Annotated in this window: 22 protein-coding genes and 2 tRNA genes; 16 read left to right on the top strand and 8 right to left on the bottom strand. The window is 65.0% G+C overall.

Annotated features, from left to right (window positions below; translation table 11 throughout):
• Positions 1-21 precede the first annotated feature (21 nt).
• The 3 genes from ISM_RS16560 to ISM_RS16550 are packed head-to-tail and all read left to right on the top strand — an operon-like array spanning position 22 to position 3,576.
• Positions 22-984, top strand: a complete 963-nt coding sequence (locus tag ISM_RS16560; RefSeq protein ID WP_050754194.1) for a hypothetical protein — start codon at positions 22-24, stop codon at positions 982-984.
• Between the two features lie 4 nt (positions 985-988).
• On the top strand, positions 989-2,740 hold the full coding sequence (locus tag ISM_RS16555) for a hypothetical protein (protein ID WP_156783427.1): 1,752 nt from the start codon (positions 989-991) through the stop codon (positions 2,738-2,740).
• On the top strand, positions 2,737-3,576 hold the full coding sequence (locus ISM_RS16550; protein WP_009815351.1) for a glycosyltransferase family 2 protein: 840 nt from the start codon (positions 2,737-2,739) through the stop codon (positions 3,574-3,576). Before ISM_RS16555 ends, ISM_RS16550 begins: the two co-directional genes overlap by 4 nt.
• Here the strand turns inward: ISM_RS16550 and ISM_RS16545 are convergent.
• Positions 3,573-4,790 carry a glycosyltransferase gene (locus ISM_RS16545; protein WP_009815350.1) on the bottom strand — a complete coding sequence of 406 codons (1,218 nt, stop codon included), beginning with the start codon at positions 4,788-4,790 and terminating at the stop codon, positions 3,573-3,575. The two genes, ISM_RS16550 and ISM_RS16545, sit on opposite strands and share 4 nt — an antisense overlap.
• Before the next feature lie 199 nt (positions 4,791-4,989).
• On the opposite strand from ISM_RS16545, the gene ISM_RS16540 reads away from it, so the two are divergent.
• Complete coding sequence (locus ISM_RS16540; RefSeq protein WP_040618176.1) at positions 4,990-6,351, top strand: oligosaccharide flippase family protein; 1,362 nt, start codon at positions 4,990-4,992, stop codon at positions 6,349-6,351.
• A gap of 21 nt (positions 6,352-6,372) precedes the next feature.
• On the opposite strand, the gene ISM_RS16535 is transcribed toward ISM_RS16540, so the two are convergent.
• From ISM_RS16535 to ISM_RS16525, 3 genes are all read right to left on the bottom strand, one after another.
• Positions 6,373-7,599 (bottom strand): GumC domain-containing protein, encoded by a 1,227-nt coding sequence (locus ISM_RS16535; RefSeq protein WP_040618175.1) that lies wholly within the window; start codon positions 7,597-7,599, stop codon positions 6,373-6,375.
• 100 nt (positions 7,600-7,699) lie between these two features.
• Complete coding sequence (locus ISM_RS17845; protein ID WP_156783426.1) at positions 7,700-8,746, bottom strand: CpsD/CapB family tyrosine-protein kinase; 1,047 nt, start codon at positions 8,744-8,746, stop codon at positions 7,700-7,702.
• A 69-nt stretch (positions 8,747-8,815) separates the two neighbouring features.
• Complete coding sequence (locus ISM_RS16525; protein ID WP_083780945.1) at positions 8,816-9,517, bottom strand: sugar transferase; 702 nt, start codon at positions 9,515-9,517, stop codon at positions 8,816-8,818.
• A 734-nt stretch (positions 9,518-10,251) separates the two neighbouring features.
• On the opposite strand from ISM_RS16525, the gene ISM_RS16520 reads away from it, so the two are divergent.
• Positions 10,252-10,328: transfer RNA gene (locus ISM_RS16520), tRNA-Asp, on the top strand.
• Positions 10,329-10,561: 233 nt separating this feature from the next.
• Positions 10,562-10,638 (top strand) — tRNA-Asp (locus ISM_RS16515).
• A gap of 136 nt (positions 10,639-10,774) precedes the next feature.
• Here the strand turns inward: ISM_RS16515 and ISM_RS16510 are convergent.
• Positions 10,775-10,957 (bottom strand): hypothetical protein, encoded by a 183-nt coding sequence (locus ISM_RS16510; RefSeq protein WP_009815344.1) that lies wholly within the window; start codon positions 10,955-10,957, stop codon positions 10,775-10,777.
• A gap of 85 nt (positions 10,958-11,042) precedes the next feature.
• Here ISM_RS16510 and ISM_RS16505 point away from each other — a divergent pair, with 85 nt between their 5' ends.
• Together ISM_RS16505 and ISM_RS16500 are read left to right on the top strand one after the other, a co-directional pair.
• Entirely contained in the window at positions 11,043-11,498 is a 456-nt protein-coding gene (locus tag ISM_RS16505; protein WP_050754156.1) for a type II toxin-antitoxin system RatA family toxin, read from the top strand.
• On the top strand, positions 11,495-11,701 hold the full coding sequence (locus tag ISM_RS16500) for a hypothetical protein (protein ID WP_009815342.1): 207 nt from the start codon (positions 11,495-11,497) through the stop codon (positions 11,699-11,701). The genes ISM_RS16505 and ISM_RS16500 overlap by 4 nt, the downstream gene beginning before the upstream one ends.
• Here ISM_RS16500 and ISM_RS16495 read toward each other — a convergent pair.
• The 3 genes from ISM_RS16495 to ISM_RS16485 are packed head-to-tail and all read right to left on the bottom strand — an operon-like array spanning position 11,685 to position 13,823.
• Positions 11,685-12,164 carry a CinA family protein gene (locus ISM_RS16495; RefSeq protein WP_009815341.1) on the bottom strand — a complete coding sequence of 160 codons (480 nt, stop codon included), beginning with the start codon at positions 12,162-12,164 and terminating at the stop codon, positions 11,685-11,687. The genes ISM_RS16500 and ISM_RS16495 overlap by 17 nt on opposite strands.
• On the bottom strand, positions 12,161-12,655 hold the full coding sequence (locus tag ISM_RS16490) for a phosphatidylglycerophosphatase A family protein (protein ID WP_009815340.1): 495 nt from the start codon (positions 12,653-12,655) through the stop codon (positions 12,161-12,163). Before ISM_RS16490 ends, ISM_RS16495 begins: the two co-directional genes overlap by 4 nt.
• A 13-nt stretch (positions 12,656-12,668) precedes the next feature.
• The gene (locus ISM_RS16485) at positions 12,669-13,823 is read right to left on the bottom strand and encodes a bifunctional 2-C-methyl-D-erythritol 4-phosphate cytidylyltransferase/2-C-methyl-D-erythritol 2,4-cyclodiphosphate synthase (RefSeq protein ID WP_009815339.1); all 1,155 of its coding nucleotides are present in this window, start codon (positions 13,821-13,823) and stop codon (positions 12,669-12,671) included.
• Positions 13,824-13,979: 156 nt separating this feature from the next.
• Between ISM_RS16485 and dusB the strand changes: the two genes are divergently transcribed.
• From dusB to ISM_RS16445, 8 genes are all read left to right on the top strand, one after another.
• Complete coding sequence (dusB, locus tag ISM_RS16480; RefSeq protein WP_009815338.1) at positions 13,980-14,975, top strand: tRNA dihydrouridine synthase DusB; 996 nt, start codon at positions 13,980-13,982, stop codon at positions 14,973-14,975.
• Positions 14,972-16,054 (top strand): two-component system sensor histidine kinase NtrB, encoded by a 1,083-nt coding sequence (locus tag ISM_RS16475; RefSeq protein ID WP_009815337.1) that lies wholly within the window; start codon positions 14,972-14,974, stop codon positions 16,052-16,054. Before dusB ends, ISM_RS16475 begins: the two co-directional genes overlap by 4 nt.
• On the top strand, positions 16,054-17,397 hold the full coding sequence (locus ISM_RS16470) for a response regulator (RefSeq protein ID WP_009815336.1): 1,344 nt from the start codon (positions 16,054-16,056) through the stop codon (positions 17,395-17,397). Before ISM_RS16475 ends, ISM_RS16470 begins: the two co-directional genes overlap by 1 nt.
• Positions 17,398-17,495: 98 nt before the next feature.
• Positions 17,496-19,748 (top strand): sensor histidine kinase NtrY-like, encoded by a 2,253-nt coding sequence (locus ISM_RS16465; RefSeq protein WP_156783425.1) that lies wholly within the window; start codon positions 17,496-17,498, stop codon positions 19,746-19,748.
• Positions 19,749-19,759: 11 nt separating this feature from the next.
• A complete protein-coding gene (gene ntrX, locus ISM_RS16460; protein ID WP_009815334.1) occupies positions 19,760-21,166 on the top strand; it encodes a nitrogen assimilation response regulator NtrX in 1,407 nt (468 codons plus the stop codon).
• Positions 21,167-21,169: 3 nt separating this feature from the next.
• Positions 21,170-21,490: a hypothetical protein gene (locus tag ISM_RS16455; protein WP_009815333.1), complete on the top strand. Its 321-nt coding sequence runs from the start codon at positions 21,170-21,172 to the stop codon at positions 21,488-21,490.
• A gap of 109 nt (positions 21,491-21,599) precedes the next feature.
• The gene (gene trkA / locus ISM_RS16450) at positions 21,600-22,976 is read left to right on the top strand and encodes a Trk system potassium transporter TrkA (protein WP_009815332.1); all 1,377 of its coding nucleotides are present in this window, start codon (positions 21,600-21,602) and stop codon (positions 22,974-22,976) included.
• Positions 22,977-22,980: 4 nt separating this feature from the next.
• Positions 22,981-24,501: a TrkH family potassium uptake protein gene (locus ISM_RS16445; protein WP_009815331.1), complete on the top strand. Its 1,521-nt coding sequence runs from the start codon at positions 22,981-22,983 to the stop codon at positions 24,499-24,501.
• The last annotated feature ends 46 nt before the right edge of the window (positions 24,502-24,547 follow it).

The following is a 24,547-nucleotide window of genomic DNA, read 5'->3' as shown; positions in this document are numbered from 1 at the left end:
GAAGGGGATGGGATGACGCGCATGGGGGCAGCTATATTTGCCGGGGTCGTGGTTCTGCTCGGGCTGGGGCTCTATGCCTTTTGGCAGTCGGGGGCCAAGCGGGCGGCAAGCACGGCGCTGACGGGCGCGTTTTCGCAGCCGCTTGCCGCGCCGGAGGGGGCGCTTGCGGTCTATCATCTGGGGCATAGTCTTGTCGGGCGCGACATGCCGGCCATGCTGGCGCAGCTGGCAGAGGCTGCGGGCATCGGCGCGCATCGCTACGACAGTCAGCTCGGCTGGGGCACATCGCTGCGCGAGCATTATGAGCCGGATCTGCCGATCAACGGGTTCGAGGCGGAAAACGATCACCCGCGCTATCGCGATGCCGAAGAGGCGCTGGCCTCGGGCGAGTATGACGCGGTGGTTCTGACCGAGATGGTCGAGATCAAGGATGCGGTGAAATACCACAAATCGGCGCAATATCTGCAGCGCTGGGCGGCGCGGGCGCGGGCGGGCAATCCGGATGTGCGGCTCTACCTTTATGAGACCTGGCATCATGTCGATGACCCGGAGGGCTGGCTCACCCGGCTTGAGGGCGATCTCGAACACTATTGGCTGGGCGAGATCCTTGGCCCGGCGCTGGCCAAGGAGCCGGCGACGCCGATCCATGTGATGCCTGCCGGGCAGGTCATGGCCGAGTTTACCCGCCGGGCCGAGGCAGGAGAGGCCGGGGTGGCGTTTTCGCGCGAGGATCTCTTTGCGCGGCGTGAGGATGGGACGCTCGACACGATCCATGTCAATGACCTCGGGGCCTATCTGGTGGCCTTGACCCATTACGCGGTTCTCTATCATCGTGACCCGAGGGGGCTTGCGCATCAGCTTATGCGGGCCGATGGGCAGGCGGCGGTGGCGCCGGAGGCAGCGCTGGCCAAGCTGATGCAGGAGACCGTATGGGATGTGGTGACCAAGATGCCGATGACCGGGCTGAGACGAGAGCGGGGCTGACAGAATGAGACATCCTATCTGGGCGGCGATGCTGCTGGGCTGTGTTTCCGTGCTGGCACCGGGATCGGCGCAGGCGCAGGCACAGGCGGAGGGCACGGGGGCGGAGGCGTCAGAGGCCGTCGCGTCGGAAAGCACGGCAAAGCCGGGGCTTGGGATGAACCTCGCCTATCTGCGCGACTGGTCGAGCGCGCAGCCTTTTCTCGATGTGATGAAGACGGCGCGGCGCTGGATCGGGCATAAGCCGGGGCAATGGGGCGGCGTGTCCTATGAGAGCCTCATGGCGCAGGATCTGCTGGACGCACAGGGCTGGCCCAAGCGGGTGCCCGGCGATCTCGGCTCGATCGGCACGGTGATCCTCACCGATCTGCCGCCCGAGGCCGAGATATTCGCGGGCGAATACCTTTTGCGGTTCAAGGGCGAAGGCATCGTCGAAGTGTCGGGCCGGGCGCAGAATGTGCGCTATGGCAAGGGCGAGGTGCGGTTCGAGTTTACCCCCGGCAGTGGCCCGGTGGTGATCCGCATTCAGCGCAGCGATCCCTATGGCAAGGGCGATCACCTGCGCGATATCACCGTGGTCAAACGCGAGCATCTGGCGGCCTATGAGGCCGGGGCGGTGTTTCATCCCGAATACCTGAAGGTGCTGCAAGGGCTTGATACGCTTCGCTTTATGGATTGGGGCAACACCAACAACAGCCGTCTGGCGAGCTGGGACGATCGGGCGCGGGTCGATGATTTTTCCTATACACGGCAGGGCGTGCCCTATGAGGTGATGCAGCAGCTCGCAGGCGCGGTCGGGGCCGATGTCTGGATCACCTTGCCGCATCTGGCGGAGGATGCCTATGCGCGGGGCGCGTGCCGTCTGTTGCGTGAGGCTGTGCCCGAGGATGGCCGGGTCTATGTCGAATATTCCAACGAGGTCTGGAACTGGACCTTTGATCAGGCGGAATGGGCGGCGGATCAGGCGCTTGCGCTTTGGGGCGACCGGGATCAGGGCACGCAGTTCTATGGGATGCGGGCGGCGCAGCTGGCGGAGATCTGTGCCGAGGCCTTTGGGCCGGAACAGCGCGAACAGCTGGTCAATGTGATTGCCACGCAGACCGGCTGGCTCGGGCTTGAGAAGGGGATCCTCACCGCGCCGCTCTGGCGGGACAAGGGGCCGGGGTATCGCCCGCCGCATGAGAGTTTTGATGCCTATGCGGTGACCGGCTATTTCGGCGTTCTGGGCAGCGACAAGCGGCGCGACATGGTGCGGCAATGGATCGAGGACAGCGCCGAGGCGGCGCGCGCGGCGGGCGCGGCGGCGGGGCTTGGCGGTGAGGCGCTCGAGGCGCATGTGGCGCGGCATCGCTATGACCTCGCGGTGAGCCTTGCGACGGATGAGCTGTTGTCCGGGGCGCTCAGCGGGGATGCGGAAGGCTCGCTCAACGATCTGCGCGACCGGGTCTTTCCCTATCATGCGGGGATCGCGCGGGACTATGATCTCGACCTCATCATGTATGAGGGCGGCACCCATGTGGTGGGCATCGGGGCCGGGGTTGATGACCCGGAGCTCACGGCGTTTTTCACCCATCTCAACTATACCGCCGAGATGGGCATGCTCTATGCCAGGCTGATCGCGGATTGGCGTGCGGCGGGGGGCGGATTGTTCACGCATTTCAACGAGATACAGAAGCCGGGGAAATGGGGGAGCTGGGGCGCGCTGCGCTATCTCGGCGATGACACGGCGCGGTGGCAGGTGCTCGAGGCGGCCAAGTGAGCGCGTCGCTGAGCGTCATCATCCCGGCCCATGACGAGGCGGGGTGGATCGGCGCGTGCCTGTCGGCGCTCATCGCGTCCGAGCCCGGCGGTGGGGCGGTCGAGATCGTGGTCGTGGCCAATGGCTGTTCCGATGACACGGCAGCGGAGGCGCGGGCGATGGGGCCGGCGGCAGAGGCGGCGGGGATGGCGTTGCGGGTGATCGAGCTGGCGGAGGGCGGCAAGCCCGGGGCGCTCGATGCGGGGGATGCGGCGGCAGAGCATGGGGTGCGGGTCTATCTCGATGCGGATGTGACGGTGGCGCCGGATCTGCTGGCGGCGCTGGCGCGGGAGCTGTCTGGCGAGGCGGCGCGTTATGCCAGCGGGACGGTGGTGCTCTGCCGGGCGCGATCGGCGTTCAGCCGGGCCTATGGGCGCTATTGGATGCGACTGCCGTTCAACACGCAAGACGTTGGGGGATTTGGGCTTTTTGCGATGAACGCGGCGGGGCGGGCGCGGTGGGGAGTGTGGCCCCGGATCATCGCGGACGACATGTTTGCGCGGCTGAATTTCGCGCCGCAGGAGCGGGTGAAACTGCCGCAGCGCTATCACTGGCCGTTGGTGGAGGGGTTTGGAAATCTGGTGCGGGTGCGGCGCAGGCAGGATCGCGGGGTGCGCGAGATTGCCGAGGCGTTTCCGGAGCTTATGAAGAACGAAGCGGTGGCGCGACCGGGGATTGGCGCGGTTCTGCTGCGGGCGCTGCGGGCGCCTTTGGGGTTTTGCGCCTATGCGCTGGTGGCGCTGAGCGTCAAGCTCAGCCGGGGGCGGCACGGGACGCTCTGGGTGCGCGGGCGCTAGGGGGTCTGGGCGGCGCGGATGAGCTCGGCGAGCTTGGCGGCTTCGGTGTCGACATCGTGACGCGCGAGCACGCGGCGGCGGGCGGATTGGCCCAGGGCATCTCGATTTTCATGAGACATTTCAGCGAGTTCGCAGGCGGCTGCGGCGAGCGCGGAAGGGTCTCCGGCGGGGGTGAGCCAGCCGGTCTCGCCGGGGCGGACAAGCTCGGGCGTGCCGGCTATATAGGTGGCGATGACGGGGCGGGCGGCGGCCATGGCCTCCATCACCACCATGGGCAGGCCTTCGGCAAAGCTCGGCATCAGGAGCGCATGGGCGGCGTCGAGCTCGGCGCGGATCGCCGCCTCGTCTAACCATCCGATAAGTTTGATGTTTTCCGAGAGGCCCGCGGCGGCGATACCGGCCTCGATCTCGGGTCTGAGGGGGCCGTCGCCGACGAGATGGAGCACCGTATCGGGGTGTTTCGCGCAGATCTCCTGCATGGCGGGGATAAGGATCATCTGGCCCTTTTGTTCGACGAAACGGCCGATGGAAACGAGGCGGAGCGGGCCGTTTTCGGGGGTCGGTATCGCGTCGGTAAAGCGACTGTATTCTATCCCACAATGAACCACGTGGATTTTGGGCCAATCGGCGTGGTCAACCCAGCGGCAGAGCTGCGAGCGGCCAAAGCTGCTCACCCCCACGGTAAAGCGGGAGGCGGCGATTTTTTCGCCAAGCGACAGGGCGCGGGGCGCGTCGAACTCTTCGGGGCCATGGACGGTGAAGGAATAGCCCGGCCCGCCGAGCGCGTGGCAGAGATGCGCGACGGCGGCGGCATTGGTGCCGAAATGAGCGTGGATGTGGCGCACATCCTCGGTGGCGCAGCGGGCGCGGACATGGGCCGCCTCGGCGAGATAGACGAGATGGCGCAACCGGCCCGAGAGACCGCCCGCACGCGCGCCCATGCGCCAGGCGCGGGCCGCAGAGCGCAGCACCAGAGCGGGGCGGCGCAGGGCGAGGCCGAAAAGCCCGCCGAGAAGCGCGGGCATGCCACGGTCCAGCACATATTCCGTGCGCTCGGCCTCGGCCCGGTCGCCGGGATCGACGAGCGCCATGTCGGGGCCGCGCATGGCGAGGCGCGTCACGGTGAACCCCTGCCGTTCGAGCGCGTGCAATTCGCGGCGAATGAAGCTGTGCGAGGGTTGCGGGTAGGTGTTGAGAACATAGGCGATGCGCATGCCCGGCCTTTCCAGGATCAGAATATGCGCGGCAGGGCGCAGGGTTGGCCCGTATTCTCGCGATTACCGCCCAAGGCACAAGGGGGATGGGCCCGATCTTGAGGGGTTTGGGCCACAAATCCCGAGATTCTGCGGCGCGATGATTGTCCTTTTACATGGCTCGCGTAAGAGGAGAGGGGCGCGGCGTAAGGGGCTATGCATGAAGGGAATTTCCGGCATGTTTACGGGCTCGGGTCTGATGGCGCGGTTGATGCGCAGCGGGTCTTGGGTGCTGATCGGCTATGGCGGGTCGCAGGCCATTCGGCTCGCGTCGAACCTGATCCTGACGCGGCTTCTCTTTCCCGAGGCCTTCGGTCTCATGGCGCTGGTGTCGGTGGTGACCGTCGGGCTCATGATGTTCTCGGACGTGGGGGTCGGCCCGTCGATTGCCCAGAGCAAACGCGGCGACGATCCGGCGTTTCTCGATACGGCATTCAGCATCCAGATCCTGCGCGGCGCGTTACTGTGGCTCGCGACCATCGCACTCGCCGGGCCGATGGCGCGGTTCTACGATCAGCCCGATCTGGTGCTCTACCTGCCGATTGCGGGGATTGCGCTGCTACTGTTGGGGTTCAAGCCGACCAAGGTCGAGACGGCGCAGCGGCATTTGCGCTTTGGCCGGCTGACGATGATCGAGCTCGCGTCGCAGGCGATTGGCGTGGTGGCGATGGTGCTGCTGGCGCTGGTGACAGAGTCGGTGATTTCGCTGGTGCTCGGCTCGGTGGTGCAGGCACTCGTGAAGCTCATCCTCGCCTGGGGTGTGTTGCCGGGGCATAACAACCGGCCACGGATCGAACGGGCGGCGATGGCCGAGCAGATGGGGTTTGGCAAATGGGTGTTTCTGTCCACCGCCTTTGCCTTTGTCAGCCAGCAGGGCGACAAGGCGATCCTGGGTAAGCTTTTGTCGCTGGAGACGCTGGGGATCTACAACATCGGCTATTTCCTTGCGGGGTTTCCGATCCTTTTGGGGGTGACGCTGTGCAACAGCCTGCTCATCCCGGTCTATCGCGACCGGCCGCCAGCGGAGAGCGCGGAGAACCGGGCCAAGCTTGGCCGGATGCGGTTTGTCGTGACCTCGGCGCTGTTTGCCATGCTGAGCGGGATGGCACTGCTTGGGCCTTGGGTGGTCGATCTGCTTTATGATGCGCGCTATGCGCCGGCGGGGGCGATGCTTGTCGTGATTGCGCTGGCGTTTCTGCCGCAGGCGATTGGCGTCACCTATGAGCGCGCGGCGCTGGCGGCGGGAGATTCGCGCGGGGCCTTTGTCTATTCCGGGCTGCGGGCGGTGCTGCAGGTGGGCTGTCTCTTGGTCGGGTTCCGGATCGCTGGGCTTGTCGGCGGGATGGTGTCCTATGGGGTGGCGATGGCGCTGGTGCATCCGCTGCTCATCCGGCTGGCGCGGCGGCATCAGGCCTGGGGCGCGCGCCATGATGCGGGGTTTGCGCTGCTCGCCACGCTGATCATCGGGGCGGTGGTCTGGCTGCACTGGCCGGCGATTGCGGCGCTCAGCCGCGCGCAATGACGCGCGCCATAATCCGGGCCGCTAGCGCTGTTTCTTTTTGCGGCGGCGGGCGCGGGGATCGATTTCGGGGATGGTCACCACGGGGCGCAGGCCGATGGCATGTTCCATCTGGGCCGCGGTGCGGATCACCGGGCGGCGCAGGTCGAGCAGGAAGGCGAGGAACAGCCCGGCCAGCAGGCTGCCAAGGCTGCCGAGGATGACGAGTTTCTTGCGCGAGCTGGTGTAGGGGTATTCGGGCAGCGGCGCGGGTTCGAGCACGGTCAGCCGTTCGGATTGTTTTTCGGCCTCGAGATCATGGGCGATGGCGGCTTCTTTGTGCTTGGTGCGGGCGGCCTGAAGCTGATCGCGGAGCTGCGACAGCTGCAGCTCATACCGGCTCAGCTGCAGTTCGATCTCGGGGCTGGCGGCGATCGAGCTTTGCAACTCGGCCAGTGGCGCGGTGATCAGCTTGCGCTCTTCGGTGAGCCGGGCGATGGCCTCGCGGGCCTCGTCCTGTTCGCGGCGTTCGACGCGGGTTTGCGGGGTCCGGGCGAGCCGGGCCTGCAGGGTGATCATCTCGCGGTCGAGGCTCAGCAGGCTCTGGTTTAGGCGTTCGATTTCACGCTGGGCGGCGGCGACGCTGCCGGGGGCGGGGATGTCATTGCTGGCGCGATACTCGGCGATCTCGGTCTCGAGCGCGTCGACCTCGGCGGCGAGATTGGCTTCGCGCAGTTCGAAATAGCGGACGGCCTCGAGCGATTGTTCGAGGCGGGAATCGATGCTCAGCTCTTGGGTGCGGCGGGAGAAATCGCGGGCGAGGTTCTGGGCGGCTTCGGGGCTGTCCCAGGTGGCGGTGATGCGCAAGAGCGAGACGGTGCCATCGTCGCTAAAGCCTTCGCGGGCGGCGGCGACGCCGTGCAGCTCGACCGAGCGGCGCAGCAGTTCGACCTTTTTGCCATCCTCGAGATTGGGCAGGTCAGTGAAGAGGTTGAGCCGTTCGGCCGCGTCGAGCAGGGCGCCGCGCGACATGACCTGCTGTTCGATGAATTGCAGGCGGCGGGCGGAGGAGCCTTCGACGGTCGAGGGGGTCAGCGAGGTGGCGATTTTCGGGCTGCGCAGTTGCAGCACTTCGGTCGAGAGGTAGAGATGCTGCTGGGTCAGGGCGAAGAGCACGGAGAGGATCGTGCCGAGAATGGCCACGGATAGGATGATGGCCAGCCTGCGGCGGACCATATCGAAGACATCTCCGATGGAGTAAATCGAACCCATAACGTCCTTTTCCTGCCTCTGACCGGGTCATGCCGGTTTGCCCGGCTTTCCGGTTACCTAGCGGAGCAACGGGGCGAAACTATGGCCTGACAGGGGATGATTATGCGGCAACCGAGGTGCTGGGCAAGCGGCGGGCGCGGTTGAGCACCACGCCGAGCAGCGGTGCCTTGCCCGACAGGCGGCGTTCGCATTCCTCGATCTGCGGCCCGAGGGTGCGGGTGGCATCGGCCACCAGCAGCACCCCGTCGAGCTGGGGCAGGAAGGCCGCGACATCGTCATGTTCGAGCATGGCGGGCATGTCGTAGAGCACCAGATCGGGGTTGAGATCGTGGATCATCGCGTCGAGCACCTCGCCGCTGCGGCGCATGTGCAGCACTTCGGAGGGGCTCTGTGAGGGCATGGTGTTGAGCCCGAGGGCCAGCGTGTCGGAGAATTTGACCAGATGATCCTCGAGCGGCAGCTGGCCGCGCAGGAAACCGGCCATGTCGCTCTCGCGGCTGATGCGGAGCTGGCGGGTCAGGGCGGGGCTGCGCTGATTGAGGTCCATCAGCACGGTGCGTTGATCGGGGATGCGCGAGAGGCTCAGCGCCAGCTGGGTGGCGGCAAAGCTCGCGCCGCAGCCCGAGGTGGGCGCGGTGATGGCGATGCGGCGCCAGCGTTCGGCCTGCATGCTGGTCAGAAGCTGGGTGCGCAGATCGTCGAAGATGCGCACGACACGGGCGTCTTGATGCGCGAGCACCATTTGCACGTGATGGGCGTCGATATGCTGGGAATTCTCGTAGAGATAGGGCAGCGCGCGCCACGGGTCGCGGGTCGAGAGGGCGACGGACATCGGGCGCGACGTGGCGGCTATGAAATGCGGATCGCCGAGCACCAGCGGACCGGGGGTCGCGAGTTTGGTCAGGGCGGTGCTGGTCGAGGGCGTCTGTTCGGGGGCTGCGACACGCGGTTTTGCGGGCGTCATCAAAGGCTTAGAGGGCGCTTTTGTCTTGACGGGTTTTGCCTCGACCGTGCGCGGCGCGGCGGCGTCTTCGCGCAGCAAAGAGATGAGCGATTGCGCGGTGGCATCGCGGCGCGCGTTCGGGCCAATCCGCGGGATCGGTGCGGGCTGGGCCTTGCGGTCGGCGGATATTTTTTCTGCACTCATCGCGGTCATTTCAAAAGTCCCACTCATCTTAACACATAGTCCCGGAAGATCCGGTGTCGACGCTCATCGTCAGTAGCCAGTCCTGCGGAGCACAACGCCCACAGTCTTGAAAAGGATCACCAAATCGCGCCAGGGCGACAGGTCTTCGGCATAGGATTGATCCATGCCGACACGCTGGGTGAAGAGATCTTCGTTGCGCGTCGAAACCTGCCAGCTTCCGGTGATGCCGGGGCGCAGGGCGAAGTAATAGCTGGCATCGCCATAGAGCGGCAGCTGTTCGGGCAGCATCGGGCGCGGGCCAATTAGGCTCATCTCGCCGGTGAGCACGTTCCACAGCTGCGGTAGCTCGTCGAGCGAGGTCTTGCGCAGGAGGGCGCCGATGCGGGTGATGCGCGGATCATGTTTGAGCTTTTGCGTGGCGTCCCATTCGGCGCGCAGCTCTGGGTCCTTGGCAAGGCAGGTTTCGAGCATCTTGTCGGCGTTGCGGACCATGGTGCGCAGCTTGTAGATGCGGAACCGTTCGCCGTGACGGCCGAGGCGATCCTGATGATAGAAAGGATTGCCGCCTTCGATCCAGAGAGCCAGGCTGGCGAGCAGGATCAAGGGCAGCGCCAGCGGCGCGAGCAGCAGGACCAGCAGAATGTCGAGGAGACGTTTGCCTACAACCAGATAAAAGCCGTCGACCGTGGCAGCGGTCAGGGCGGGTTTGGTCGTGCCAATAGCTTTTACGCCCGCGCTGGCGCGCGGGTACACAATTGATGAATCCGTCATCTGCCTTCCCCAGCAGCGATATACGGCGTTCTTTGTGCGGAGAGCCCCATCTCGGATATACGCAGAAGATCCCGTAAATCCTCGCAAGAGCAGAAGGCGAGGCGGTCTTCCTATCCGAGCCCAAGAGGGCTGAACTATTTAACCACTTTTACTCAAAACACTTTTTACACAAAACACACACGGCGCACGAAATTGGCCAATAATTTGTCTAAAGTTAGACTATCAGTTTCTCATGATTCCTAAATCGTTTCTACGGAAACAATATGTTTCCCGGATGTTAGGAGTTGCACTGCAAGCTCTTGAAAATATGCCCGTATTCCGCGTGGATTACACGTATAACGGGAAACGGTTTTGAGCCATGCAAGGGCGTTGTTTCTCAAGTGTTAACAAAAGGTTGATCTGGGGAAATAAGGCGAAATTGTGACAATCGAACACAATCAGAGGAAAATCGGTGTTTTGGCCCGATGGGACGTTGGGGCACCGAATCGGATTGTGGCAGGGGTCAGGGATTGCGGCAGATTTGCGGCAAAGCCCGTTTGAGGGGGCGGCTGGAGAGGGTTTGTATAGGGTTGCGGGGCGGCCCCGATCAGGCTGGTCTGCGGGTCCGATCGCTGGCGGGGAGAGGGAGGAATTTCGCGGGATCGAAAGAAATTCCATTCCATCGCTTGACGCGCCCGGCAGAGGGCCATATGAGACGGCTCACGGTCGCACCAACGGGTGCAACCGAGCAGTGGGCGGTTGTAGCTCAGTTGGTTAGAGTACCGGCCTGTCACGCCGGGGGTCGCGGGTTCGAGCCCCGTCAACCGCGCCACCGCTGCTAATTCCTCGGACAGTTTAGAAGAGCGATCCGGCGAGATGATCCCGGGCCTTTGGGCCGCGGGATTTTCGCCGTTTGACCCAGAAATCCCGCATCGGTTTCACGTCGGCATCGCGTCGGTAAAGCGACAGTGCGGGATTGGCGCCCAAAAAAATCGCGATCGGTGAAATTGAGGTGCATTTCGTCATTGACGGGGGCAGGGGCGTTCTTTAATCAGCCCCTCACGCGCGGTTGTAGCTCAGTTGGTTAGAGTACCGGCCTGTCACGCCGGGGGTCGCGGGTTCGAGCCCCGTCAACCGCGCCACTTTCTCCCCCTCTCTATATATGCGTCTCTATATATGCGCCTGTGCGTGCCGAGGCCGCGCCTTTGCCGCAGGCGTCCTAGGCCGGGATCAGGCCTGGGGTCAGGGCCGGGGTCAGAGCTGGGTTTGGGGCTGGGGTCAGGGTTTGTAGTCGCGATGGCTCACCGGATCGAGCTTGAGAAACTCGGGCAAGCCGATGAACCGTTCGACCCCGGCAATGATCAGGCAGACGGCGAGGATGGCGAGGACGAATTTCACGCGGCCCTCGCTTGGCGGGTGTTTGGCCAGTTTGGCCATTCGGAACAGCCAGCGCTGATTCATTATCCTGTCTCCCTCGGGCCGGGTCTTGCAAACCGGGGCGCATTCCCTGAAAACCCCGGTCACGCCGTTATCGGGGACGATTACCATGCCAAGCCATTCCGAAACCCGGCAGATGCCATATAGCGCCCAGCAGATGTATGATCTGGTGGCGGATGTGGCCTCCTATCCGGACTTTCTGCCCTGGACCGCCGCCGCACGGGTGCGCAGCGTCACGCCGCGCGAGGATGGCGCCGAGGTGATGGAAGCGGATCTGGTGATCAGCTTCAAGCTCTTTCGCGAGAAATTCGGCAGCCGGGTGACGCTCTGGCCCGAGGATCTGGCGATTGATACCGAATATCTCGACGGGCCGTTCAAATATATGCAGTCGGAATGGCGGTTCCGCGATGTCGAGGGCGGCTGTGAGGTCGGGTTCTCGGTCGATTTCGAATTTCGCAACCTGCTGCTGCAAAAGGCGGCGGGGCTTTTCTTTTTCGAGGCGATGCAGCGGGTGGTCCGGGCGTTCGAGGCGCGGGCGCATGAGCTCTATGGGGCGAAACCATGAGCGATGATCTTGGGCGGTTGATGGCGGGGGCGCGGCGCGAGGCGGTGTTCGATCTCACCGCGCCGATGGATCTGGCGGCGCGCGAGGCGCGGGTGCAGGCCAAGGCGGCGGCGCTCTTGGGGGCGGCGCGGGCCGAGGCGGGCTGGCAGGCGGTCAGTGGCGGTGATCTTGGCGCGTTCGTGGCGCTTATGGCAGGGCGCTGAGGATCAGGTTGAGCGCGTGATCGCGGGCGGCGCGGCGTACGGCGTCGCGGCCCAATGTGCCGAAATCCATTGTTTCTACAAGGGCTTCTGAGCCGTAGTTCAGGCCGAAACAGACGCGGCCCTCGGGTTTGAATTCGGAGCCGCCGGGGCCTGCGATGCCGGTCACGGCAACAGCGATGTCGGCGCGGGCCTGTTGGCGCGCGCCTGCGGCCATTTCACCGGCGACCGCTTCGGAAACCGCGCCATGGGCCGCGAGCGTGTCGGGCGAGACGCCAAGAAGATCCGTCTTGGCGGCGTTGGAATAGGTGACGAAGCCGCGTTCAAACATGGCCGAGGAGCCGGGCAGATCGGTGAGCGCGGCGGCGACCATGCCGCCGGTGCAGCTCTCGGCGGTGGTGATGGTGAGGCCCGCGCGCGTGGCGCGGGCGAGGATCTCGGCGCGGATGTCGGGGGCGTCGGTCATAGCGCGTGCCAGAGATAGCCCATGAGGCCGGTGCCGAGCGCGGCAAAGACGCCGGCGATCACATCGTCGAGCATCACGCCCATCGGGCCGCCAAGCCGGTCGGCCCAGCCGATGGGGCCGGGTTTCAGGATGTCGAAGAGGCGAAAGAGGGCGAAGGCCGCGACCCAGCCGGGCCAGAGCGCCAGCAGCGGCGCGCCGGAATGGGCGGCACCGATGGCCACGGGCAGCAGCGCGATCCATTGGCCTGCGACCTCGTCGATCACGATCTCGGAGGGGTCCTTGTCGGATTTTCCCTTGGTTTCCAAAGCGGTGGCCCAGTATCCTAATCCACAGGCGGCGACGATCCCGAGGAGGAGAAGCGTCACGCCACCGAGGCTCAGGAGCAGCCAGGCGGCGGGCAGTGCCGCGAGCGAGCCCCAGGTGCCGGGGGCCGGGCGCAGGTGGCCCGCGTGAAAGAAGGTGGCGATGAGATGGCTCAGGCGGGTGGACATGCGGGGGCTCCTCTCAGAGACCGGTGAGGGTGACGGTGGCCAGCGCCGCAATGCCTTCGCCGCGCCCGGTGAAGCCCAGCCGTTCGGAGGTCGTGGCCTTGACCGAGACAGCATCGAGCGGCGTCTGGCAGAGCTCGGCTAGGGCCGCGCGCATGGCCTCGGCCTGGGGGCCGATCTTGGGGTATTCGCAGACAAGAGTGACGTCTAGATTGTTGATCTTGTAGCCTTTATCGGCGGCGAGGCCGACGGCATGGCGGAGAAAAATGCGGCTGTCCGCGCCTTTCCATTGCATGTCGGAGGGCGGGAAATGACGGCCAATGTCGCCCTCGGCCAGCGCGCCATAGATGGCATCGGTGAGCGCGTGCATGCCGACATCGGCATCGGAATGGCCTTGGAGGCCGCGATCATGCGGGATGGTTACACCGCAGAGCACCACCGCATCGCCCGGCCCGAACCGGTGCACGTCATAGCCATTGCCCAGTCTGATTTTCATCTCGCTCCCCAATATGCGTTGCGCCCGGGCGAAATCCTCGGGCCAGGTGATCTTGATATTGGCCTCATCCCCCCGGGTGATGATGACGTCAAGCCCGGCGGCGCGGGCAATGGCCACATCATCGGCGGCGTCGGCTGTGCCCTGGGTCTGGGCGTCGTTCTGGGCCTTGGCGTGGGCGTCGCGGATGGCGGCGAAGTGAAAGCCCTGCGGCGTCTGGGCGCGGAAGAGACCTGTCCGGTCTTCGGTGCCGGTGACGCGGGCCTCGGCGCCGCGCCAGAGCGCGTCGGTGACCGGCAGCGCGGGGGCGGCGGCGGGGCCATGGGCGAGCGCCGCGATCACCCCGTCGATGACGGAGGACGAAACGCAAGGCCGGGCCACGTCATGGATCAGCACAAGGTCCGGGGCGTGCTCGGCCAGCGCGTCGAGCCCGTTGCGGACCGAGGCGGCGCGCGTGCTGCCGCCGGGCGCAAGGATCAGACCGGGGTGATCGGGGGCGAGGGCCATGTCGTCGGGATGCAGCACCATGCAGATCGGGCCGATGCGCGGGTGGGTGGCAAAGCGCGCCAGCGTCACATCGGCGACGCGGGCAGGCCCGAGCGGTTGCCACTGCTTGGGCAGCGGGGTTTCGGCGCGCGAACCACGGCCAGCGGCGACAATGAGGGCAGCGATGATCATGAGGTTTGATAGCGCGGTGATGCGACCCTGTGCAATGGCGGGAAAATGTGCTTAAATTTTGTGCAACTGCTGAATGAGCGGGACATTCTGGTCTTGAATTATTGCGGAAAGTCGCATCTGGACGCAGCCTGCCGCCACTGCACAAGGATTAAGCACGTGATCGATACGATCCCAGGCCTTGGCCTGACCCCGCCCGTTTTCCTCGCCCCGCTTGCGGGAATCACCGATCTGCCGTTTCGCAACCTCGTGTCGCGCTTTGGCGCGGGGCTGGTGGTGAGCGAAATGGTGGCGAGCCAGGAGATGGTGCAGGCCAAGCCGGGGGTGCGTGAGCGGGCCGAGCTCGGCTTTGGGGTGGAGAATACGGCGGTGCAGCTGGCGGGATGCGATGCCGAATGGCTCGCCGAGGCGGCGCGGATGGTCGAGGCCAATGGCGCGAAGATCATCGATATCAACATGGGCTGCCCGGCGAAGAAAGTCACCAGTGCCAGCGGCAATGGCGCGAGCGGCTCGGCGCTGATGAAGACGCCGGACCATGCGCTGCGGCTCATCGAGGCGGTGGTCGAGGCGGTCGAGGTGCCGGTGACGCTCAAGACGCGGTTGGGCTGGGATGAGGATCTGCTCAACGCGCCCGAGATTGCGGCGCGGGCCGAGGCGGCGGGGGTGCAGATGATCACCATCCATGGCCGCACGCGGTGTCAGTTCTACAAGGGTCGGGCCGATTGGGCGGCGATCGCGCGGGTCAAAGAGGCCGTCGCGGTGCCTGTCATTGCCAATGGCGATATCACCGGGCCTGACGAGGCGCGCACGGCGCTGGCGCAATCGGGCGGCGACGGCGTGATGATCGGGCGCGGGGCGCAGGGGCGGCCTTGGGTTCTGGCGCAGGTGGCGGCAGAGCTCTGGGGGGCTGCGCCGCCCGACGTGCCGCAGGGTGCCGAGCTCGTTGATCTGGTGTCGGACCATTATGACGAGATGCTGCGGTTTTACGGCGGCGATCTCGGGCTGCGCGTGGCGCGCAAACATCTCGGTTGGTACATGGATGGGGTGGGCACGCCCGCCAATCTGCGGCGGCCGATCCTGACGGCCCGGGCCCCTGAAGAGGTGTTCGCGCGGTTGCCGGAGGCGCTCGGCGCGCCGCAGCAGGTGGCGGCATGAGCGGGATTGGCGACACCATCTGGGCGGCGCTGCCGGTGCCGGGGATCTTGGTCGATGGCGACGATCTGGTGAGCGATCTCAACACCGCCGCCGAAGGGTTTCTCAACCTGTCGTCGCGCAGCGTGCGGGGGCGGCCCTTGTGGGATGTGCTGCGGCTGGCCGAGCCGCCGCTTGCCGCCGTGGCGCGGGCGCGGGAACAGGTGACGCCGCTCTATATCAATGATGCGACGATCGAGACCGGGCCGCGCAGCCGGGTGCAGGCCGGGCTTCAGATCGCGCCACTCTCCGGGCAGGACGGGGCGATGGTGGTGCTTGTTGCGCCGCGCGATGCGGCGGGGCGGCCGGGGCCGGGCGGGGCGATCTCGGCGAAATCGTCGAAATCGGCGATCGGCATGGCAGAGATGCTCGCCCATGAGATCAAGAACCCGCTGGCCGGGATCACCGGGGCGGCGCAGCTCTTGTCGATGACGCTCAGTGAGGAGGATCAGGAGCTGACCGATCTGATCGTGGCCGAGAGCCGGCGGATCGTCGGGCTTTTGGAGCAGGTCGAGCAGTTTGGCGATGTGCGCCCGCCAGAGCGGAGTGCGGTCAACCTGCATGATATTCTCGACCGGGCGCGGCGGTCGGCGCAGCTCAGCGTGGCGGGGCATATGAAGGTGATCGAGATTTTCGACCCCTCGCTGCCACCGGCGCATGGCGATGCCGATCAGCTGTTGCAGGTGTTGCTCAACCTCATCCGGAACGCGGCGCAGGCGGCGGGACCGGCAGGGGGCACGATCACCCTGCGCACCTATTATGAACATGGTCTGCGATTGCAGGGGCCGGATGGCGAGGGCCAGAAAGTGCCGCTGCAGATCGAGATCGAGGATGACGGGCCGGGGCTGCCAGCGGATATCGCCGATGAGGTGTTCGATCCGTTTGTCTCGGGCCGGGAAAATGGCACCGGGTTGGGGCTGGCGCTGGCCGCCAAGATCATCGCGGCGCATGGCGGCTGGATCGGCGTGACGTCGGAACCGGGTTGCACTGTCTTCAGGCTGTCGCTGCCGATGGCGCCCAGAGAACTTCAGGAGGATAACTGATGGATGGCACTGTATTGGTGGCCGATGACGACCGTACGATCCGTACGGTCCTGACCCAGGCGCTGACGCGGGCGGGGTGCAAGGTGCATGCCACCTCGTCGCTCACCACGCTGATGCGGTGGGTGACCGAAGGCCGGGGCGATGCGGTGATCTCGGATGTGGTGATGCCCGATGGCAACGGGCTCGAGATGCTGCCAAAGATCGCGCAGGAGCGGCCGGGGCTGCCGGTGATCGTGATCTCGGCGCAGAACACGATCATGACCGCCATTCGCGCGACCGAGGCGGAGGCGTTCGATTACCTGCCCAAGCCCTTTGACCTGCCCGATCTGATGAAGCGGACGCGCGCCGCGCTCGACAAGGGGCGGGCGTCGCGGTCGGGCAGTGCGGTGGTCGAAGAGCGGCCAGACGAGCTTCCCCTGGTGGGGCGGACGCCGGTGATGCAGGCGCTCTATCAAGGGGTGGCGCGGCTTATCCATAGCGAGCTTCCGGTGCTGATCCGCGGCGAGACGGGGGCGGGCAAGTCGCTTTTGGCGAAGTCGATCCATGATCTGTCGGAACGCCGGGCCGAGCCGTTTGTGGTGGTCGGCGGCGGTGATCTCGCGCGCGAGGCGGATGTGGCGGCGATCATCGAGCGGGCCGGGCGCGGCACCGTGGTGCTCGACGGGCTCGAAGAGTTTGGCGACACCGCGCAGTCGCTGGCCATCCGGCTGTTGCAGACGGGGCAGAACCTGCGGGTGCTGAGCACTTTGCAGCATGGTGGCACCGGCGGCGTGCGCGACGATCTGTTTTTCCGGCTGTCGGGGGCGGTTCTCGAGATGCCGGCGCTGCGCGACCGGAGCGAGGATATTGCCCTGTTGGCGGCGCATGCGCTGGCGCTGGCCGAGGCCGAGGGCGCCCCGGCGCGGCATCTGAGCGAGAACGCGCTGTCGCTGATGCGGCGCTATGCCTGGCCGGGCAATGTGCGGCAATTGCAGAACCTCGTGCGGCACGCGGCATTGTCGGTGCGCGATGCGGAGATCGGGCTCAAGGATATTGAACCGCTGCTGTCGGTGCAGCCCGACGCGCCGGAAAGCGCCGGGGGGCCGGAGGGCGAGACGCTCAGCGAATCTGTCGGGCGGCATCTGCGGCGCTATTTCGACATGCATGGCGGATTGTTGCCACCGGCGGGGCTCTATCCCCGGATTCTCAAGGAAATGGAGCAGCCTCTCATTGAAATCGCGCTGGAAGCGACGGGGGGAAATCAGGCGAAATGCGCCGAGCTTCTGGGGATCAACCGGAATACTTTGCGCAAGAAAATGACCGACCTTGATATTCGCGTGACACGCCGCCGCAAGTTGATGTAAAACCGCAACAGGCCTGTGGCGAAAAGGGAGCAGCGCTCAAGTGCACCGCAATATTTCGCGGTGCGCCTCTTTTTCGCTACAAATTGAGGGGGGCTTGAGTGGCGGCAAGAGCACAGAGATTGAGCTGGGATCGGCTTGTCCGGCTGCGCAGATTGCGCGAATTGCAGGCCGTGGGCACGGTTGCGCTGTTCTTTCTCGGGCCGGTTCTGGCGGTGGTCACCTATTTGGTGATGGGGCCGCTCGACAAGGGGGCCGCGTCGAATGTGCTGCGCATCGTGCTGCTCACCGATCTGGTCTATGTGCTCATCGTGGCGGCGCTGGTTCTGACGCGGGTGATGCAGATGGTCGCGGCGCGGCGGCGGCATTCGGCGGGCTCGCGGCTGCATATGCGGCTCACCGGTGTTTTCACCATCATGGCGCTGATCCCGACGGTCACGGTGGCGGTGTTTGCGACGCTCAGCGTGAACATGGGGCTCGAGGCATGGTTTTCCGACCGGGTGGGCCGGGTGGTCAGCAATTCGGTGGCCGCGGCGCAGGCCTATGAGGAAGAGCATCGCCGCGATCTCATCACCGATGCGCGGGCGCTGGCGTCGATCATCAACGCCACGAAACGCGCCACGGTGTTCATGAATGACGGCGATATTCGCAAGGTTCTGTCAGATGGGCAGCGCGGCATTCAGCGCGGGCTGCGCGAGGCCTTTGTCGTCGATGGCACCGGCGAGATCCGGGCGCGGGGCGAGAACAGCTATCTTTTCGACTTTGAGCGGCCCAGCCCGGCGCAGGTGGCGCGGGCGCGGGCGGATGGGATCATCGTGATCCAGGATTGGGTCAACAACGAGTTTCGGGCGCTGATGCCGCTGGTGACCTTTCCCGACCGCTATCTCTATGTGAGCCGCAATGTCGATGGCGAGATCCTCAACCTGCTCGACGAAACGCAGGAGACGGCGACATTCTATCGTCAGCGCGAGAGCGAGCGGGGGCGGGTGCTGTTTGAGTTCGGGCTGGTGTATCTGGGCTTTGCGGTGATCCTCATCCTCGCGGCGATCTGGCTTGGCATGTGGTTTGCCGAGCGCCTGTCGCGGCCGGTGGGGCGGCTTGCCAGCGCGGCGCAGCGCGTCGGGGATGGCGATCTCGACGTGCAGGTGCAGGAAGAAGAGGGCGATGACGAGATCGCCATGATGGGCCGTTATTTCAACCAGATGACCCGGCAGCTCAAGGGCCAGCGCAACGATCTTTTGACCCGGTCGGAACAGATCGAACGGCGGCGCAGGCTGTTCGATTCGGTGCTGGGATCGGTGTCCTCGGGGGTTGTGGGGCTCGATGTGGAAGGGCGGGTCAGTTTTGTGAACCGCGCGGCGGAGCGGCTGCTCAACTGGCAAGAAGATCAGCAATCCGTGGCGCTCTCGGTGGCGGTGCCGGAATTTGCCGAGCTCTTTGAGCGGCTGCGGGCGCATGGCGGGCTGGTGCAGGAGGAAATCCGCGTCACCCGCAATGGCGAGCAGGAAAATCTGCTGGTGCGCATGTCCGAGCGGATCAGCGAGGCGGGCACGCCGGAGGGCTATGTGGTGGCCTTTGACGATGTGACCGATCTGGTGAGCGCGCAGCGGATGGCGGCCTGGGGCGATGTCGCGCGACGCATCGCGCATGAGATCAAGAACCCGCTGACGCCGATCAAGCTTTCGGCGGAACGGACGCGGCGCAAGTTCTCAAAACTGCTGGCCGAAGAGGATGCGGCCGATCTGGCGCAGATGACCGATGTGATCGTGCGTCAGACCGATGACCTGCGCCGCATCGTCGATGAGTTTTCCAAATTCGCCCGGATGCCAGAGCCCGAACGGCGGCAGGAGAGTCTGAGCCAATTGGTGCGCGAGGCGGCGATGCTGCAGGAGGCGGGTCAGCCCGAGGTGCGGTTCGAGACCGATCTCAGCGAGGAACCTATGGTGGCGGATGTGGATGCGACGATGATCAGTCAGGCGCTCATCAACCTGATCAAGAACGCAGGCGAAGCCATTGAAACAAGGCAGGAAAAACTGGGCAAGGAGTTCACCCCGACGATCCGTATTCACTGTGGTGAAGAGGATGGCGCGGCGGTGATCCGGATTGCCGACAATGGCATTGGCCTGCCCGAAGATCGCAGCCGGCTCTTTGAGCCTTATGTGACGACCCGCGACAAGGGCACCGGCCTCGGCCTGCCCATCGTGAAGAAGATTATCGAAGAGCATGGCGGCACGCTCAGCCTTGAGGATGCACCGGAATTTGAGCCGGGGGCGCATCGCGGGGCGATGGCGGTCGTGACGCTCGACCTGCGTCGGGAGGCGCAGGGCGAGCCATTGGAACAACAAGCGGTGTAGGGGGTGATCCCATGAGTGATATTCTTATTGTCGATGACGAACGCGATATTCGCGAACTGATCTCTGATATTTTGAAAGATGAAGGGTTTGAGACCCGTTTGGCGGGCAATTCAGACGATGCCATGGCGGCGATTGCGGAGACGCAGCCGGCGCTTTTGATCCTCGATATCTGGCTGAAAGACAGCAATATGGACGGGATCGACATTCTCAAGGCGGTGAAGCGTGACTATCCGGATGTGCCGGTGGTGATCATCTCGGGCCATGGCAATATCGAGATCGCCGTCGCGGCGATCAAACAGGGGGCTTATGATTTCATCGAGAAGCCGTTCAACATCGATCAGCTCTTGGTGGTGATCCGGCGCGGCATGGAGGCGAGCCGACTGCGCCGCGAGGTGCAATCGCTCAAGCGGCAGGGCAGTGGCCCGGCGGAGATGCTTGGCGAGAGCGGCGTATTCCGGGCGCTGCTCAGTCAGCTCGACAAGGTCACGCGGTCGAACGGGCGGGTGATGCTGTCGGGGCCGGCGGGATCGGGCAAGGAGCTTGCGGCGCGCTATATTCATGCCAATTCGGCGCGGGCGGATCATCCGTTCGTCTCGGTGGGCTGCGCCACGATCGAAGCGGACCGGATGGAAGAGGTTCTCTTTGGGCGCGAGAGCGAAGAGCGCGGCATCGAGCCCGGGCTTTTGGAAGAGGCCAATGGCGGGGTGATCTATTTCGACGAGGTGGCCGACATGCCGGTGGGCACCCAGTCCAAGATCCTGCGGGTTCTGGTGGATCAGCAATTCCTGCGGGTTGGCGGGTCGGACAAGGTGCAGGTCGATCTGCGGGTGATTTCCTCGACCAGCCGTGATCTCGAGGCGGAGATTGCCGCCGAACGGTTCCGCCGCGAGCTCTATCATCGGCTCAATGTGGTGCCGATTGCGGTGCCCTCGCTCGAGGAACGGCGCGACGATATTCCGCTCTTGGCCGATTATTTCATCGAACAGCTGCACAAGACCCAAGGCCTGCCTCAGCGGGCCTTGTCGGATGAGGCGGGGGCCTTGTTGCAGACGATGAGCTGGCCCGGCAATGTGCGGCAATTGCGCAATGTGATCGAGCGGGTGCTGATCCTCGGCGAGGGGACGGCGGCGATCGAGGCGAGCGAATTGCCCGGCGATACCGAGGCCTCGGTCGATGATGGCCGGGTGGTTCTGTCGGGGGCGCTGGCGACGATGCCGCTGCGCGAGGCGCGCGAGGCCTTCGAGCGGGAATATCTGCTCACCCAGATCAACCGGTTTGGCGGCAATATCAGCCGCACCGCCGAGTTCGTGGGCATGGAACGCAGCGCGCTGCATCGCAAGCTCAAATCACTGGGCGTGGTGACCAATGCCAAATCCGGGGCGCGGGTCGCCAAGGTGGCGGAAGGGGCCGAGAGCTAGATCATGCAGCTGTTCCCGCGCCGCAGCCCAGAGGAAAAGGCACGCAGCGTCAAGGAGGCCGCGATGCTCACCGGGCTTTTCCTCGTGCTGGCGCTGGCGGGGTTCGGGGTGTTTCTCTTTGGCGGGCCGGGCCTGCCGCCGGGCGATGACGGGGTCTGGAACGTCATTCGCTGGATCGCGCTGCTGCTCGGGCTGGCGTCGGCCTATATCACCGCGCAGTGTGTTCTATCGCTCGTGGTGGAGGCGACGGTGGGGCCGGAGCGGTATTTCGCGTTCATCTTACTGCTGATGGCGATTTGGGGGCTTTGGACATGGCTCTCGTGAGGGCGTCGCAGGGGCGCGGGATGCGGGATCGGGCGGCGGATAAACCCGTTGACCCTTGCCCCGCAACCTGCCATGCAAAAAGCCCCAAGGGCCAAAAGACAGGGCAGGCATGAAGGTCATTATCTGTGGCGCGGGTCAGGTCGGTTGGCAAATCGCCCGCCATCTCTCTGGTGAGAAGAACGACGTGACCGTTGTGGACAACAATCCCGAACTGGTGCGGCGTGCGACCGACACGCTTGATGTTCAGGGCTTGTGGGGCTTTGCCAGCTATCCCGACATTCTCAAACGGGCCGGCGCCAATGACGCCGACATGATCATCGCCGCGACCCATTCGGACGAGGTGAACATGGTCACCTGTCAGGTGGCGCATTCGGTGTTCAACATCTCGCGCAAGATTGCCCGGCTGCGCAGCCAGTCCTATCTCGACGCGATTTATTCCGATCTCTACCGGCGCGATCACATGCCGATTGACGTGGTGATCAGCCCCGAGCGGGAGGTGGCCGAGGCGGCGCTGCGGCGGCTCAAATATCCGGCGGCCTTTGACAGCGAGAGTTTCCTCGAAGATGAGGCGCAGCTCATGGGGTTGCGGCTCGAACAGGATTGTCCGGTGCTCAACACGCCCTTGCGGCAGCTCAATGATCTCTTCTCGACGCTGCGGGTGATCGTGCTCGCGGTGCGGCGCGAGGGGCGGCTTTTCGCGCCGGATGCGGGCGATCAGCTTTTCGCGGGCGATGAAATCTATGCCTTTGCCCCGAATGAGGATGTGCCGCGTCTGCTCGAGGTGTTCGGCAAGACCACCAAGCGGCAGGAGCGGGTGGTGATCCTTGGCGGCGGCAATGTCGGGCTCACCGTGGCGCAGGCGCTCGAAGAGCGCGGCGGCGGCATCCGGGCCAAGATGATCGAGCGCAACCGCGCCAGTGCCGAACGCGCGGCGGATGCGCTCGAGCGGACCATCGTTCTCAATGGCGATGCGCTCGACGCGACGCTTCTCAATGAGGCGGGGGTGAGCCGGGCCGATGCGGTGCTGGCGGTCACGGATGATGACAAGACCAACCTTCTTGCGGCGGTGCGCGGCAAGGCGGAGGGCTGTCCTCTGGCGATTTCGTTGATCAATGATCCGACGCTCATCCCGCTGATGGAGCCGATGGGGATCGACGCCTATATCAACCCGCGCGCCACCACGGTGAGTTCGATCCTGCGCCATATCCGGCATGGCCGGGTGCGCGGCGTCTATTCCATCGGCGATGCCGAGGCCGAGGTGATCGAGGCGCAGGTGCTGTCGACCTCCTCGGTGGCGGGCGTGCATATCCGCGACATCGATTTCCCCGAAGGCGTGCTGGTCGGGGCGGTCAAGAAGGGCCATGAGATTCACAAACCGAGCGGCGGTCTGCGCATCGAAGAAGGCGATGTGATGGTGATCTTCGCGCTGGCTTCGGATGTGCCTGCGGTCGAGCAGCTCCTCCAGGTCTCGATCGACTTTTTCTGATCCGATGTTGGCGTATCTGGCCAGATTGCCCCTGTTTCTGATCCTCGCGGGGATTGCGGCGCTGGCAATGTTTCTACCGGCCTTTCATGCGCTTTTGCTCGAAGATCACACGATTGCGCGGAGCTTTTTCTATACCGGCATTCTGGGGCTGGCGCTGGTGTCTCTCACCGGCGTGGCGATGAGCACCGGGCCGCGCCGCACCGACAATGATCTCGCCAACCTGTTTTCGCTCTTCCTCACCTATTCAGTATTGCCGCTGTTTCTGGCGATCCCGTTTTACGAGGGGCTCGGCACGACGAGCTATCTCAACGCCTATGTGGAGATGGTGTCGAGCCTGACCACCACCGGCGCCACGCTTTTTGACGAGCCGGGGCGGCTGCGCGATAGCCTGCATCTGTGGCGCGGCATGATCGGCTGGCTCGGCGGGCTGTTGATGTGGGTCTCGGCCTCGGCGGTTCTGGCGCAGCTCAACCTCGGCGGGTTCGAGGTCACGGCGACGGCGGAGCCGGGGCAGGGCGGCACCCGGTTCGACCGGTTTGAACGCGCCTCGGCGTCGCGGCGGCTGGGGCGGGCGACGGTGACGCTGGCGCCGGTCTATGTCGGTCTCACGGTGATCATGTGGCTCTGCCTGCTGGTCGGCGGCGACCGGCCTCTGGTCGGCCTTGTGCATGCCATGTCGACCATGGCCACGAGCGGGATTTCCGCGGTGGGCGGGTTGCAGAATGCGCAATCGGGCATCGCCGGCGAGGCGGTGATTTTCCTCTTTCTCACCTTCGCGCTGTCGCGGCTGACGTTTTCGTCGGACACGGTGACCACGGCGCGGCCGGGGCTTTGGAACGATCCAGAATTTCGCCTCGGCGTGATCATGGTGGTGGGGGTGCCCTTGGCGCTTTTTGCGCGGCATTGGCTTGGCACGCTCGATGTGACCGAGGGGCAGAGCTGGCTCGCGGCGTTTCAGGCGCTTTGGGGTGGGGCGTTCAGTGTCTTGTCGTTCCTGTCGACCACCGGGTTCGAGAGCGCCTATTGGGACGCGGCGCAGGATTGGTCGGGGCTCGAGACCTCGGGGCTGATCCTGATGGGGCTCGCGGTGATGGGCGGCGGGGTGGCGACCACGGCGGGGGGCGTCAAGCTCTTGCGGGTCTATGCGCTCTATCTCGCGGGGACGCGGGAGATGGAGCGGCTGATCCATCCGTCGTCGGTGGGACGGGCGGGGGCGCGGAGCCGTCGGATCCGGCGGCAGGGGGCCTTTGTGGCGTGGATCTTCTTCATGCTCTTCGCGCTGTCGCTGGCGTTTTTGTCGGTGGTGTTCTCGGCGCTGGGCATCGGGTTTGAACAGGCGCTGGTGCTGTCGGTGGCGGGGCTGTCGACCACCGGGCCGCTGACCCATTCGGCGCTCGAAGTGCCGATCAACCTGCTGACCATCGGGCCATGGGCCAAGCTCACCTTCTGTGCGGCGATGGTGATCGGGCGGCTTGAGACGCTGGCGATCATCGCATTGCTGAACCCCGGCCTGTGGCGGGATTAAGCCGAGCCGGGCACAACCGGCGGAGGTGTTTGTCCCGGTTGCATTT

This window comes from Roseovarius nubinhibens ISM (genome assembly GCF_000152625.1).
GTDB lineage: Bacteria > Pseudomonadota > Alphaproteobacteria > Rhodobacterales > Rhodobacteraceae > Roseovarius > Roseovarius nubinhibens.
Note: the sequence above shows the minus strand (reverse complement) of the source record. Positions and strands in the feature narration are given on the sequence as shown.

Excerpts from the sequence above, each read along its gene's own strand:
- ISM_RS16560 (WP_050754194.1), top strand. The coding sequence starts at position 22 with ATGGGGGCAGCTATATTTGCCGGGGTCGTGGTTCTGCTCGGGCTGGGG.
- ISM_RS16555 (WP_156783427.1), top strand. The coding sequence starts at position 989 with ATGAGACATCCTATCTGGGCGGCGATGCTGCTGGGCTGTGTTTCCGTG.
- ISM_RS16545 (WP_009815350.1), bottom strand. The coding sequence starts at position 4,790 with ATGCGCATCGCCTATGTTCTCAACACCTACCCGCAACCCTCGCACAGC.
- ISM_RS16540 (WP_040618176.1), top strand. The coding sequence starts at position 4,990 with ATGAAGGGAATTTCCGGCATGTTTACGGGCTCGGGTCTGATGGCGCGG.
- ISM_RS16535 (WP_040618175.1), bottom strand. The coding sequence starts at position 7,599 with ATGGGTTCGATTTACTCCATCGGAGATGTCTTCGATATGGTCCGCCGC.
- ISM_RS17845 (WP_156783426.1), bottom strand. The coding sequence starts at position 8,746 with ATGAGTGCAGAAAAAATATCCGCCGACCGCAAGGCCCAGCCCGCACCG.
- ISM_RS16525 (WP_083780945.1), bottom strand. The coding sequence starts at position 9,517 with ATGACGGATTCATCAATTGTGTACCCGCGCGCCAGCGCGGGCGTAAAA.
- ISM_RS16510 (WP_009815344.1), bottom strand. The coding sequence starts at position 10,957 with ATGAATCAGCGCTGGCTGTTCCGAATGGCCAAACTGGCCAAACACCCG.
- ISM_RS16505 (WP_050754156.1), top strand. The coding sequence starts at position 11,043 with ATGCCAAGCCATTCCGAAACCCGGCAGATGCCATATAGCGCCCAGCAG.
- ISM_RS16500 (WP_009815342.1), top strand. The coding sequence starts at position 11,495 with ATGAGCGATGATCTTGGGCGGTTGATGGCGGGGGCGCGGCGCGAGGCG.
- ISM_RS16495 (WP_009815341.1), bottom strand. The coding sequence starts at position 12,164 with ATGACCGACGCCCCCGACATCCGCGCCGAGATCCTCGCCCGCGCCACG.
- ISM_RS16490 (WP_009815340.1), bottom strand. The coding sequence starts at position 12,655 with ATGTCCACCCGCCTGAGCCATCTCATCGCCACCTTCTTTCACGCGGGC.
- ISM_RS16485 (WP_009815339.1), bottom strand. The coding sequence starts at position 13,823 with ATGATCATCGCTGCCCTCATTGTCGCCGCTGGCCGTGGTTCGCGCGCC.
- ISM_RS16475 (WP_009815337.1), top strand. The coding sequence starts at position 14,972 with ATGAGCGGGATTGGCGACACCATCTGGGCGGCGCTGCCGGTGCCGGGG.
- ISM_RS16470 (WP_009815336.1), top strand. The coding sequence starts at position 16,054 with ATGGATGGCACTGTATTGGTGGCCGATGACGACCGTACGATCCGTACG.
- ntrX (WP_009815334.1), top strand. The coding sequence starts at position 19,760 with ATGAGTGATATTCTTATTGTCGATGACGAACGCGATATTCGCGAACTG.
- ISM_RS16455 (WP_009815333.1), top strand. The coding sequence starts at position 21,170 with ATGCAGCTGTTCCCGCGCCGCAGCCCAGAGGAAAAGGCACGCAGCGTC.
- trkA (WP_009815332.1), top strand. The coding sequence starts at position 21,600 with ATGAAGGTCATTATCTGTGGCGCGGGTCAGGTCGGTTGGCAAATCGCC.
- ISM_RS16445 (WP_009815331.1), top strand. The coding sequence starts at position 22,981 with ATGTTGGCGTATCTGGCCAGATTGCCCCTGTTTCTGATCCTCGCGGGG.